Source organism: Paenibacillus sp. FSL H8-0175 (assembly GCF_045040615.1).
In the GTDB taxonomy this organism is placed as follows: Bacteria; Bacillota; Bacilli; order Paenibacillales; family Paenibacillaceae; genus Paenibacillus_AQ; species Paenibacillus_AQ odorifer.
In genome coordinates this window covers 3,490,282-3,503,306 of the sequence record NZ_CP150299.1, presented here as the reverse complement: position 1 = coordinate 3,503,306, position 13,025 = coordinate 3,490,282, and the positions used below count along the sequence as shown (strand labels likewise).

Annotated in this window: 12 protein-coding genes and 1 pseudogene; 4 read left to right on the top strand and 9 right to left on the bottom strand. The window is 41.5% G+C overall.

Features of this window, described 5'->3' with window-relative positions:
• Positions 1 to 9: 9 nt before the first annotated feature.
• The 3 genes from MHH46_RS15665 to MHH46_RS15655 are packed head-to-tail and all read right to left on the bottom strand — an operon-like array spanning position 10 to position 1,787.
• A complete protein-coding gene (locus tag MHH46_RS15665) occupies positions 10 to 957 on the bottom strand; it encodes an LLM class flavin-dependent oxidoreductase (RefSeq protein ID WP_076190360.1) in 948 nt (315 codons plus the stop codon).
• Positions 938 to 1,300, bottom strand: a complete 363-nt coding sequence (locus tag MHH46_RS15660) for a hypothetical protein (protein WP_076184608.1) — start codon at positions 1,298 to 1,300, stop codon at positions 938 to 940. Before MHH46_RS15660 ends, MHH46_RS15665 begins: the two co-directional genes overlap by 20 nt.
• 37 nt (positions 1,301 to 1,337) lie before the next feature.
• A complete protein-coding gene (locus MHH46_RS15655) occupies positions 1,338 to 1,787 on the bottom strand; it encodes an OsmC family protein (RefSeq protein ID WP_038571065.1) in 450 nt (149 codons plus the stop codon).
• A 151-nt stretch (positions 1,788 to 1,938) separates the two neighbouring features.
• Between MHH46_RS15655 and MHH46_RS15650 the strand changes: the two genes are divergently transcribed.
• Positions 1,939 to 2,424 (top strand): nucleoside deaminase, encoded by a 486-nt coding sequence (locus MHH46_RS15650; protein WP_076190361.1) that lies wholly within the window; start codon positions 1,939 to 1,941, stop codon positions 2,422 to 2,424.
• 123 nt (positions 2,425 to 2,547) lie between these two features.
• Here the strand turns inward: MHH46_RS15650 and MHH46_RS15645 are convergent, their stop codons facing one another.
• On the bottom strand, positions 2,548 to 3,447 hold the full coding sequence (locus tag MHH46_RS15645; RefSeq protein WP_052097044.1) for a glycerophosphodiester phosphodiesterase: 900 nt from the start codon (positions 3,445 to 3,447) through the stop codon (positions 2,548 to 2,550).
• 327 nt (positions 3,448 to 3,774) lie between these two features.
• Between MHH46_RS15645 and MHH46_RS15640 the strand changes: the two genes are divergently transcribed.
• A complete protein-coding gene (locus MHH46_RS15640) occupies positions 3,775 to 4,749 on the top strand; it encodes a glycoside hydrolase family 43 protein (RefSeq protein ID WP_076190362.1) in 975 nt (324 codons plus the stop codon).
• Between the two features lie 49 nt (positions 4,750 to 4,798).
• Positions 4,799 to 5,941: a glycosyl hydrolase family 8 gene (locus tag MHH46_RS15635; RefSeq protein ID WP_076190363.1), complete on the top strand. Its 1,143-nt coding sequence runs from the start codon at positions 4,799 to 4,801 to the stop codon at positions 5,939 to 5,941.
• An 82-nt stretch (positions 5,942 to 6,023) separates the two neighbouring features.
• On the opposite strand, the gene araA is transcribed toward MHH46_RS15635, so the two are convergent.
• The 3 genes from araA to MHH46_RS15620 are packed head-to-tail and all read right to left on the bottom strand — an operon-like array spanning position 6,024 to position 9,800.
• Positions 6,024 to 7,448, bottom strand: coding sequence for an L-arabinose isomerase (araA, locus tag MHH46_RS15630; protein WP_038571054.1), 1,425 nt, complete (start codon positions 7,446 to 7,448; stop codon positions 6,024 to 6,026).
• A gap of 32 nt (positions 7,449 to 7,480) precedes the next feature.
• Positions 7,481 to 8,176 carry an L-ribulose-5-phosphate 4-epimerase gene (locus tag MHH46_RS15625; protein WP_036677359.1) on the bottom strand — a complete coding sequence of 232 codons (696 nt, stop codon included), beginning with the start codon at positions 8,174 to 8,176 and terminating at the stop codon, positions 7,481 to 7,483.
• Positions 8,177 to 8,192: 16 nt separating this feature from the next.
• Positions 8,193 to 9,800 (bottom strand): xylulokinase, encoded by a 1,608-nt coding sequence (locus MHH46_RS15620; RefSeq protein WP_076190364.1) that lies wholly within the window; start codon positions 9,798 to 9,800, stop codon positions 8,193 to 8,195.
• 307 nt (positions 9,801 to 10,107) lie between these two features.
• Here MHH46_RS15620 and MHH46_RS15615 point away from each other — a divergent pair, with 307 nt between their 5' ends.
• A complete protein-coding gene (locus tag MHH46_RS15615; RefSeq protein WP_076125610.1) occupies positions 10,108 to 11,190 on the top strand; it encodes a GntR family transcriptional regulator in 1,083 nt (360 codons plus the stop codon).
• 99 nt (positions 11,191 to 11,289) lie between these two features.
• Here the strand turns inward: MHH46_RS15615 and MHH46_RS15610 are convergent, their stop codons facing one another.
• Both MHH46_RS15610 and MHH46_RS15605 read right to left on the bottom strand, forming a co-directional pair.
• Entirely contained in the window at positions 11,290 to 12,300 is a 1,011-nt protein-coding gene (locus MHH46_RS15610; RefSeq protein ID WP_076190365.1) for a helix-turn-helix transcriptional regulator, read from the bottom strand.
• A 110-nt stretch (positions 12,301 to 12,410) separates the two neighbouring features.
• Positions 12,411 to 13,005 (bottom strand): annotated as a pseudogene (locus MHH46_RS15605) (chloramphenicol phosphotransferase CPT family protein).
• Between the last annotated feature and the right edge of the window lie 20 nt (positions 13,006 to 13,025).

Here is a 13,025-nt window from a genome sequence, read left to right as displayed (position 1 = left end):
CCTCCTTTATTAAGAACTCCAGCACGCTTGGGCAAGCAGTTCGAACGAATGTAACCGTTTCTCATAATCTGGAATCATGGTAACGATAATGAATTCATTAACTCCATACAAAAGAGATAACCGTTCCAACTTACCTTTAACACTTTCCGGAGTACCTACCAGCAGCTTGCGTTCCAAGGGCTCCGACTTCGCTTCGGCAGAACCTTCTTGTTGGAATAATGCCGTACCAGATGAGGCCAATCGCTCTGCCTCTTCCTCAGTCTCGGCGCAAATGACGCCAACAGCAACCATGGCCTGCGGTTCAGGAGAAAGTGAAGAAGGAGTAAAGGTTTCACGGTAAGCCTGCAAAACCTCCTCCCCTGCTACATCGCTCATGAACTGGCCGAACACATAACCTGCTCCAAACTCGGCAGCATATGCCGCGCTTTTCTTGTTTGTACCCAGCAGCCATAGCTCTGGAGATACGGGAGGGACCGGACGGGCGGTTATTGAACGTCCTTCATAGGAATAGTTACCCTGCAATAATTCAGTGACGCCTTTAAGCAGTTCTGGCATTTTCCAAACATTTTCGAGAAAATTTCCACTCAGTGCTAAACTTACTTCAGCAGTACCGCCGGGAGCTCTGCCTAATCCAAGGTCGATGCGTCCCGGGTACAAACTGGCCAGCAAATGAAATGCTTCCACCACCTTTAGCGGCTTATAATGTGGCAGCAATAAAGCGCCTGAGCCAAGGCGAATGTGTGCTGTTTTCGCTCCAATATGCGATAAAAGCACCTCCGTAGAGGTACATGCTAATCCCGGCATATCATGATGTTCAGCAACCCAATAACGAGTATATCCCAGTCTTTCTGCTGTCTGAGCCAGCTTCACTGCTTGTCCCAATGCGGTACTAGCATCCACCGTATTAAAAACAGGTACAAGATCTAATACACTAAGCTTAATGGATGTTGTTGTCATGGTTAAGTCCTACTCGAGGGTTTCGGTAAAATTCGATCATATCGATAAAAATAAGCTTGTAATCAACTGCAACCGCGGCCAGATCATACATTCGGCCATGGCCGTCTTCTTTGGAGGCAAAAACAACATCGTGCCGCAGCTTATCCATAATCATTTTGCCGATGAACTGATGCTCGTATTCCGCGTACTTCTTTTTGAAAGCTTCATTAAATTCCCACAGCTCTTGGTAAGACCGCTCTAGCATTGCGTTTACCAAAGTCAGCTCGTTGCCCTCTTTTTGTACAGCCACGTAATAATTTCCGCGCTCATCCTTGATCAAATCCTTATATAACTCAACGTTCAAAGTTAACATCTCCTCTCTGATTACCTAGGACTCAATTTTATAGGCTTGCAGTCAGCACCGTTGGCTCTGTCGTGATTTCTACATTTCCTGCAACGGCTCTGGAAATCATGCAGGAGCCTTCTGCTTTATGGGCAATTCGGATGGTTTTATCGATATCGTCCTGTGACGCATCTTTGGTAAGGGTGATTAGGGGTGAATGTTTGATGGCTTCATATGTAAAAATGTTATTCGTTACATCGACCGTCGCCTCTGAGGTTAACGTCAGCTCTGAAGTCGTAAGCCCTGCCCGCTCCAGCATTGCTGCAAGTGTAATGAGATAACAGGTTGCTGCTGCTCCCAAAAGCATCTCATCCGGATTCGTTCCTACTCCGGGTCCTCCCATTTCCTTCGGAATGGAAATTTGAGTCTTAAGCTGTCCAGCTTCAATAGTTCCGTCACTGTTACGGCCACCGTTCCATACGGCGTTCAATATAAATGGGTGCTTCATTTTTATATATCCTCCCTAGCTTGATATTGCATGATATATTTTTCATCGAATACTTTACATGCTAACATAGAAGAATGTGGTGAACAAACAGGCTCAGGCCTACTATTCATGAAACTTATCTATAAATTAAAATTCAGGAGGTTCTACCATCATGATAAACGACACGGATATCAAACATCTTAAGCGTTGTATTGAACTTGCCCAAATTGCACTCGAAGCTGGGGACGAACCCTTTGGTTCCGTCCTTGTATCAGCAAGTGGCGAAGTGCTGGCGGAAGACCGCAACCATGTAGGTAGCGGTGACCATACTCAGCATCCCGAATTCGCTTTAGCCCGCTGGGCAGCTCAGAATATGACACTGGAAGAACGTAAGCAGGCAACAGTGTATACCTCCGGAGAACATTGCCCTATGTGTGCAGCGGCACACGGTTGGGTTCATTTAGGACGAATTGTATATGCCAGTTCCTCGAAGCAATTATCGGCGTGGTTAAATGATATGGGAATTGCAGCATCACCCGTCCGTAATTTAAGTATTCAAGAGGTTATTCACGATGCGTTCGTAGATGGTCCTGTACCCGATCTTGCAGAACAAGTACGGGAGCTTCATCTACAATTTCACGAGAAAAGACTTCATTAGTATGACGAAACAAAAATAATTGATTTTTCCGTAAAAAAAGAACCTTTGGATAAAGGTTCTTAGGCTGTCGAGAAAGTCTCGACAGCTTTATTTATGCCCAGAAAAGGGTGATTTCACATCCCTTTACCTTTTATTATTCTTAATTACTTCGCTAAAGCGGTCAGGAAAATTTGTATGTACACCATCTACACCCCAAATTACGGCTTTATCCATATTCACTTGATAATTCACAGTATATGGAAACACCTTTAGCCCTGAATTTTTTGCCTGCGCGACATATGCCGCATTTATTTTTTGAAAGTTAGGACTTATGCCTACAGCATAAGTTTTTAATCTATTCACATAGGATTCTGATATTTTATAAACAGGGAAATCATACCATACAATTTGATAAAGAGGGACTGCTGGATTTATGGAATGGAATCTACGTAAACTCGCTTCACTAAATGAATGAATAGCAACATGAGCCGACAGATCATAATTTAAGATTTCTTCATTTAACAATGCCTCGATGTTCGAATTCGACGTGGGATCTTTAATCTCAATCATATAGTCCACTTCTTTTCCGAACCTTTCAAATACCTCTTTTAGTGTCGGAATACGTAAATCTACATATTTATCTCTAGCGAACATGGGATATTGTTCATTAAACCATGAACCCGCGTCTAATTTTGAGATCTGCTCTAAAGTAAAATCCTTTACATACCCTTTAGCATTCGTGGTACGATTTACGGTCCCATCGTGAATAACAACAGGAACATGATCTTTTGTTAACTGAATGTCTAACTCGATATAATCGGTCTTCATATCAATGGCTAGCTCAAATGCAGGTATTGTATTCTCAGGAGCGTATCCTGAAGCACCACGGTGAGCGATGGTATATACTTTATCCGCAGGCATAATAATTTCCTTTACTTTTATGCGAATCCAGGGGGAATAAGCATACAAAGAGGTGAACAATAAGATTAATAAAAGCACATGTATACCTATAAAGTAGATTCTGGAATTTTGAATTTTTTGCATTAAGCTGACCTCATCTTTTTAAAAATATAATGTAGAATACTTGGTGTCTTTCGCTCTAACATTCATTCTTGTGTAAAATTATGATTTATATTCCCTTATGTTAATCTCACCTCATTGTATTTGTAAGGACAAAGTTTGGAGATTTCTATTGTACCAGATTATCTAGAGAAAATATTGCGAGGCAGCATAAATGGGAAAGGGTCTGCAAGGTCAAGAAAGCAACATCTAAACTTTGTGGGGTATAAACTATAGTTGCTATATATACAGAGTCCTAAAGTTCTTATACCATTAACTTTGTAAGCGATTAACTTTATAGGAGGAAATGACTTGACAAAGCCAGTGCAACCCAATGAACCTCTCGTAACTCATATTTATACTGCGGACCCTTCTGCTCATGTATTTGAAGGCAAGATTTATATTTATCCCTCTCATGACCTGGATCACGATATGATCTCTAATGACAACGGTGACCAATATAATATGGAGGATTACCATGTTCTGTCTATTGATGGAGATGGCTCCCCTTGTATCGACCACGGTGAAGTGCTTCATGTGAAGGATGTCCCATGGGCTAAACAGCAAATGTGGGCTCCGGATGCAGCATACAAAAACAATACCTACTATTTGTTTTTCCCAGCCCGAGACCATGACGATATTTTCCGAATTGGGGTTGCAACCTCAGCGTCACCTTCGGGACCCTTTACACCTGAACCGAACTACATTCCTGGCAGTTATAGCATTGATCCCGCTGTTTTCGTTGATGATGATGGCAAATCATATATATACTTTGGGGGTCTTTGGGGCGGTCAACTTGAAAAATGGCAAACCGGCTCATTTGTTGCGGATGCAGAGGGACCGGCTGAAACAGCACCTGCTCTAGGACCTATCGTAGCGGAGCTGAGCGAGGACATGCTGAGCTTTGAAGGTGAGCCTAGAGAAATATCCATCGTCGATACGAACGGAAATCCGATTCTTGCTGGAGATGAAGAGAGAAGATATTTTGAAGGTCCTTGGGTTCATAAATATAACGGTTATTATTATCTTTCTTATTCCACGGGTACTACCCATAATATTGTATACGCTATCAGTAAAGATCCGCTTGGGCCTTTTGTATATCAAGGAAAAATACTTACACCCGTCCTGGGCTGGACAACACACCATTCTATTGTTCAGTTTAAAGAGAAATGGTATTTATTTTATCATGATAGTTCTTTATCTGGTGGTGCTGACAACAAGCGTTCTGTAAAATATACGGAGCTGAAATACAACGATGATGGCACCATTCAAACCATCCATCCTTAGTTTTTATTGAAATGGAGTGCATGCTGTAGTGCATAGGAGGGGAAATATCATGCCAATAACACAACAAGGTGCTTTTTATACGGGGAAATATCGCAATTTATTTAAGGAGCTCGGCTTTTCTGAAGATGAAATCAACGCTAAACTCGAAGAAACTTGGAGTGATTTGTTTTACGGAGATCCGAACGTACGAATCTACTATCCGCTGGACGAGGATAAAAGCTATATTCTGGATACAGGTAATCTGGATGTTAGGTCTGAAGGAATGTCCTACGGGATGATGATGGCTGTTCAAATGAATAAAAAAGATGAGTTTGATCGTTTATGGAACTTCTCTAAGACGTTTATGCAGCACAAAGAAGGCCGTTATGCCGATTACTTTGCTTGGCACTGCAAGCCTGACGGTACAAGAATTTCTCAAGGACCCGCACCGGACGGGGAAGAGTTTTTCGCCATGGCTTTGTTTTTTGCCTCAAAACGTTGGGGGAACGGTCCGGCACCTTATAATTATTCCGAGCAGGCTCGAATAATATTGCGTGCTTGTGTACATAAAACTGAAACAGGCGCTGGTGACTCAATGTGGGACGCGGAAACGAAACTGATTAAATTCGTACCGGAATCCACCTTCAGTGATCCATCTTACCATCTCCCCCATTTCTATGATTTGTTCGCTTTGTGGGCTGATGCAGGTGACCACATGTTTTGGCGAGAAGCGGCGGAAGCCAGCCGCTCATATCTACACACTACATGTAATCCTATAACTGGTCTCGCTCCCGAATATGCTAATTTTAACGGCACCCCGGCAGAACCCCAGCCTCATGGTGATTTCAGTCATTTTTTCAGTGATGCTTACCGGGTTGCGGCTAATATCGGTTTGGACTGGGCATGGTTCCAAAAGGACAGCTGGCAGGTCGATCAATGTAACCGGATTCAAGCTTTTTTTAGGAATATCGAAGTTTCCAATTACCGGAGGTATACCATTGAGGGACAGGCATTCGACGAACCGGCGCTGCATCCGGTAGGCCTTTTGGCGACCAACGCTATGGCTTCGCTTGCTTCTGATGGCCCGGAGGCAGAGCATTTTGTCCGTTTGTTTTGGGATACACCTTTGCGAACTGGACAACGTCGTTATTATGATAACTGTCTGTACTTCTTTAGTTTACTGGCCCTAAGTGGAAACTATCGCATTTATTGAAGTAAATCGAACAAAACAATAGGACTCCATTCCTCAAAAAGCCGAGGAATGGAGTCCTATTAATCGTAATAAAGCTTTGCTATTATTTAATAACTACATATTCCAAGTTAACAAGTTTTGCGTAAGCAATAATTTGGTCTGTTGTAAGAGTTAATGAAACAACGGTGTGGTGACCGCCACCATTTTCGATCCAAGCTTTTACCCCGTCTTGGAAGTTTGGTTTAACATTCCAAAGCACACGAGCTACTGGAAGGTTTGGAGCTGGAACAGTTGGTTCAAAAGCAGTCACTTCATTGATCAAAAGTTTGTAATGCGTACCGAAGTCAGCCATGGAAACCACTACACCGTCTCCTGCTTTGCCGTCAAATACTAAACGGGCTGGATCGTCTTTACCACCAATACCTAGTGGAGACACGATGATTTTTGGTTTGTTGCTTGCCAAAGTTGGATCTACTTCAAGCATATGGGATTGAAGAATAGATTCTTGTCCAACTGTCAATTCATAAGTGTAATCTTCCATAAAGCCAGTCGATTGGTTATGGCTCATCACTTTAAGCAAGCGGTCGAGAGCTGCAGTCTTCCAGTCTCCTTCTCCAGCAAAACCATATCCTTGTGCCATCAAACGTTGAACAGCAAGTCCTGGAAGTTGTTTCATTCCATGTAAATCTTCGAAGTTTGAGGTGAAGGCATTGTAGCCACCTTGATCAAGGAAACGTTTGATAGCAATTTCATAGCTTGCTTGAACTCTTACGCTAGCTTCCCAAGCTTCTTTGCTGTTAGTGCCATAGTCGAATTCATACAGCTCTGCATATTCAGCAAACAAACCATCGATTTCCTCTTCTTTAACTTCATTAATGACTTGAACCAGGTCACCAATACCAAAGTAGTCAACCGTCCAGCCAAATTGAATTTGGGCTTCAACTTTATCTCCTTCAGTTACACCAACGTTACGCATGTTGTCACCAAAACGAGCAACTTTGATATTGAAGCTTTCGTTATAAGCAACGGCTACGTCCATCCATTCTGCAATTTGCTTTTGAACTTCAGGGCGTTCCCAATAGCCTACAACCACTTTGTTTTGTTTGTTCAAACGGGCGTTAATAAAACCATATTCACGGTCACCATGAGCTGCTTGGTTTAAGTTCATGAAGTCCATATCAATTGTTGCCCATGGAATACTTTCATTATATTGCGTAGCTAGATGAAGCAAAGGTTTTTGCAGCATTTTTGTTCCGCGGATCCACATTTTTGCAGGTGAGAAAGTATGCATCCAAGTGATGACACCGGCAACTTCGTCACGGTAGTTAACTTCTTTCATAATGTTGGTGATTTTATCTGCGCTGACAGCCAAATCCTGCAATACTAGTGGGTAAGGCAAAACTCCGCTTTTATTCAAAGCATCTGTCATCGTTTGTGCGTGCGCTTTAACTTCAGCCAATGCTTCTTCCCCATAAAGATGTTGCGAACCTACGACAAACCAAAATTCTTTTGCTACTGCTGTTGACATATTCATCCTCTTTTCATAATTTTGTGGTTTGATTATTTTTGACCGTAATAAGCGTCTTTCCCATGTTTGCGCAAGTAATGTTTATCTAGAATACGTTGTGGCAATTCTTCCGCAAAATGGTTCAACTCTCTAGCAAATAAATTCATTTTCGATACTTCATCCAACACTACGCTGTTCATTACAGCGGATTTTGCATTTTTCCCCCAAGTAAAGGGTCCGTGGCCTTTAAGCAAAACACCGGGAACCGCCATAATATCTATCCCGCGTTGTTCAAAGGTTTCGATGATTACATTACCTGTTTCCGCTTCGTAACCCCGATCGATTTCCTCTTGCGTCAAGAAACGCGCACAAGGAATGGAGCCATAGAATGTATCAGCGTGCGTAGTTCCCATTACAGGAACGTCAAGTCCTGCTTGTGCCCAGATAGTCGCCCAAGTGGAATGTGTATGCACGATTCCGCCAATTTCGGAGTAATGTTTATAAAGTACTGCGTGAGTAGGTGTATCGGAGGAAGGTCTCATCTCCCCTTCAACCACATTGCCATCCAGATCAACAACTACCATATCGCTGGCTTTCATTGTTTCATAATCTACACCACTAGGTTTGATTACGAATAATCCACTTTCGCGATCAATTGCACTCACATTTCCCCATGTATACTTGATTAGTCCATGTTTCGGCAATTCCAGATTGGCTTGAAAAACCTCTTCTTTAAGTTGTTCTAACATCTTGGTCCCTCCATTTTCAGACTAAATTATCAACAGCGGATTGCTCAATCGCCAGACCTTTTTTATAACGTTCGATAAAGGTTTCAAAACCTTTAATGTCGGTTGCATCGGGATGAATTTCTTCTCCCTTTACATCTTTGAACACTTTTTGATCGAGGAAGTCTTCCAAGCTTTCTTCCTGATTTTTGTTCATCATGTAGGAGGCAAGAATAGCCATTCCCCATGCGCCGCCTTCTCCAGCTGTCGACATTACGGAAACAGGAACATTCAGTGAAGCTGCCATCATTCTTTGGCCAACAACCGGAGTCTTAAATATACCGCCGTGTCCTAAAATACTATCTATGGCTACATTCTCTTCTTTCGTCAAAATGTCCATTCCAATTTTCAAAGCACCAAAGGCGCTGAACAAATGTGTACGCATAAAGTTAGCCAGATTAAATTTGCTCTCAGGCGAACGTACAAATAACGGACGACCTTCTTCTAACCCCGTAATGTTCTCACCCGAGAAATAACCGTAACTGAGCAATCCACCGGCATCTGGGTCTGCTTCCAAAGCTTTATTCAGCAGTACGCTGTACAATTTGTCAGCTTCGGCTTTTTGCCCCATCGCTTCATAGAATTCACGGAATAATCCGAGCCAGGCATTAAGGTCACTTGAACAGTTATTAGCATGAACCATACCTACTGGACTTCCGTCTGGCGTAGTCACCATATCGATTTCCGGATAAACCTTGGAAAGCTCTTTTTCCAATACGATCATGGCAAAAACAGAGGTTCCTACGGAGACATTCCCGGTACGTTTTCTTACACTATTGGTAGCAACCATACCGGTTCCTGCATCCCCTTCTGGAGGACTAAGCGGAATCCCAGCTTGTAATTGCAATGATGGATCCAGAATTTTGGCTCCTGCTTCGGTTAATAGACCTGCTTGCTCACCGGCAACATACACCTTAGGAAGAAGGTCGCTGGTCTTCAGCGAATAACCTTTGCCAGCAATAAGCTCATCAAACTGTTGTATCATAGATTCATTATAATTTCCTATGGATTCATCAATCGGGAACATACCTGAAGCATCTCCAACACCAAGTGCTTTGTTGCCGGTCAATAACCAATGAATGTATCCTGCTAACGTTGTAACAAACCGAATCTGCGGCACATGTTCTTCTTTGTTTAAGATCGCCTGATAAAGATGAGCAATACTCCAACGTTCAGGAATATTGAATTTAAATACATCTGTCAGTTCTTTGGCTGCCTTACCCGTTGTTGCATTACGCCAAGTCCGGAACGGAACGAGCAATTGATCCTGTTCGTCAAAAGCCATATATCCATGCATCATTGCAGAAAACCCGATTGAACCAACGGTTTGGAGGGTGATTCCGTAATTTTGTTGAACTTCTTGCTTCATCTCACGATAAGCATCTTGTAGACCTTTGATAATATCTTCTAGGCTGTACGTCCAAAAGCCGTCTTTCAACTGATTTTCCCATTCATAACTTCCAGAAGCGATCGTTTGAAAACTATGATCAATAAGTACTGCTTTAATACGCGTGGATCCAAATTCAATCCCTAGCGAAGTTTCTCCCTTATTGATTGCTTCTTCGATGCTTAATCGATTCGATATCACGTTGGTCACCTCTCTGACAGCGCTTTTTTAATATAAAAGAATTCGCTTTCTTAATTGACAGCTTTAGTATAAATTTTTGTACGTACATTTGTCAATAAAATAGTTATATATACATACAAATATGGAGAAGATAATAATTTAACTCCGGACTTAGTTTGTTTATGATGATCTAAAGGTACGAAATATTTACATTTTTCATAAAAAAAGAGCCCCTTTATATTTAATTCGTAGTCATGCTATAATTTGTACATACAACTTAACGAAATGTACGAATTATAAAGCGAACAAGTATGGAAAGAGGAATTACATGAAACCAAAGTATCAAGTGATTATAGAGGATATAAAAAGCAAGATCCTTTCAGGAGATTACAATGTAGGCGAACAAATTCCTACGGAGTCTGCCTTGCAGTCCTTGTACGAGGTTAGCAGACAGACTGTTAGAAAAGCCATTTTAGAGCTATCCAACGAAGGATTCCTCCGCAGCGAAAAAGGTTCTGGCACGTATGTCAGCAACCAATATCGCACAAAGACCGGCGGGAGTTCCCATAAGAAGACGATCGGTGTAATTACGACTTATATCTCTGACTACATCTTCCCTTCTATTATCCGGGGGATTGAAAGCCGAATGAATGAGGATAACTATTCACTACTATTGGCTAGTACCAATAACGATGTTGCGCAAGAAAAAAAAGCTCTCGAAATGATGTTGTCCTACGGCGTAGATGGTTTAATTATTGAACCTACGAAAAGTAATCTGTATAATCCCAATATTGCGTATTATCTGTCGTTTAAGGAGCAAGATATTCCACTCATTATGATTAATGCTTTTTATGAGGAAATAGAGCTCCCCTTCCTTTGTCTTGACGATGTGCAGTCCAGTTATCTGGCAACAAAAGAATTGATCTCCAAAGGCCACTCTCAAATTGGACTTATCGCAAAAATGGATGATTTACAGGGCAAATATCGAATGAAGGGTTATATCAAAGCCCTCGAAGAAGCTAAATTGCGGTTTTATCCAGAGCAAATATTTTCGTTCAACACCGAGACCAAACAAACCTTAGCTACGAACTTGAAGGATTTCCTAAATAAAAATAGAGATACCCTCTCTGCGATTGTCTGCTACAACGACGAGGTTGGTCTGGAAGTGGTCAATGCTTGCAGACAGCTAGACATTTCTATACCAGAGGAATTATCAATTATTGGCCAGGACAACTCCTATATTGCCCAAAATGCGAACATCAAACTGACCACTTTAACACATCCCCAAGAAACTATGGGCCGTGATGCAGCGGATTGGGTCATTAAAAAATTACAAGGAAAAAAGGATCTTCCCAACAATACTTATTATCAACCTGTGTTAATTGAAGGAGAAACAGTAGTCGAGAGATAGAATAAATTCTGAGGGATTTTGCGTTTCTCTTCATATGTAAATGTAATAACCCACCAGTCGTGACTGGTGGGTTATTTGCAACTGTTATCTCCGTATTCTTTAAAGGTTCGATTCGTGTTTTGAAGTCAACAGTACAGAAGAAGCAAACTGTTTCACAAGCTTGCCGGGATTAATCCCGTATTTCTCCCGAAACACCTCTGAGAAGTGACTTGAGTTGGAATAACCTACAGCACAGGATGTCTCATTAACGTTCAAATTACCTTGCTGCAATAGGTGTAGAGCCTTCTCCAACCTTATATCCCGCAAATAGCCAAATACAGTTGTTCCGAACATTTCTTTAAAGCCTGATTTTAATTTGTTATCATTCATTCCAATCAATCGGGAGAGCTCCAACAGGCTTGGCGGATCTATCATCCGTTGCAACATGATGTCCCGGGCTTCACTAATTTTTGTCATGTCGCTTTTCGACAGCTTTGTTGTCCCAGAAGTACCTTCTGTTAGAATCGATTGAAAGCCCAACGACAAAAGCTCTAATGTACTACATTCGATCTCCAGATTTTTGGTGCTGCGGTTTTGAAGAGCTGCCAGCATTCGCTCAAGCACGATAGCAGTAGACGGCTGCATCGTTTCCTGAAAAACACGAAAAGATGCTTGGCCAAGAATGCGGTCAAAATCAGCGGATCTCCCACCCCCGCCTTCTTCCATGAAGTGATGAAAAGTCGAAACAGGAATACCTATGCCTAACATCAGATAAGATTCATTCCCCTGAAACTCAAATTGAGAGCCAACTTCATTCATGAGTTGTAGCGTACAGCTTCCCGGAACAAACTCATACTGGACACCATCAACAGAGACTTCTCTTTTCCCTTGCAAACAATAATTAAGCTCAACCATTGCTGTTTTGGTTACGAGAGGCACGCTGTAATCCTGGCGAAAGGTAAAATCGGATACCACCACATTGATATCAAAGCGTGGGACGAATCGACGAACGAACCCTTCTCCCCTTTGCGAATGTAGTGCCATGTGCTCTGTACGATCTCTATTCTGCCGCGGCAGCTCAAGCCCATCGAAAAAAAGATTGAAATTGTGATGAAAATCTATTCCAGTCATTGCTACCGCTCTCCGATCAAGTTTTCATAATAGTGAGAACCATTCTCATCATTATAAAGGATCCTCTCTTTTTTGACCCGCTTGAATATGGTGTTATCTGGATACGCCATCTAGGAAACACTAACATTTCTTTTACTTAATTTCTTAAATACCGAGTATTCCTTATTGGACTTAATAAAACTTAATATCTTTTCGGCACATTCTATTGAATTTCATCTCTTCCGTATTTACTTCGAGGTCATATTCATCAAAGCAATATACTTTGCTAAACTGTGAAGCTGCTAGTCCAATCTTTCTATCTCCTCTTGTTTGCTCTCTTCTTATGAGTTCTTCTTTCGAGCATATTACACCTATAAATAACGTAGGCTGATCGAAAAATTGCTCAAGAAACACATTAAACCTCTTATCATTGTCGATTACGGTATCTACTATTACATTAAAACCCATTTCTATTAACAATTTAATTGTCGAGCGGTACACTGAGAATATGGAATCATCTAATATTTGGGAAACGACTTGATGATCTATTTCTCTTGGAGGTTCATCTGGAAATTTATTATTAATAAAATCATTGTAATTATTAAAAAAATCATCAATTGATAAATGATAAAAAGGAATCTCTTTCTGTTTTATCAGTTCAGTCGATATGGAGGTCTTTCCGGAACTTGAAGTTCCATTTAGAAAAACTAATATCCCTTGCTTCAATTTAATCATCCCTTCAAATA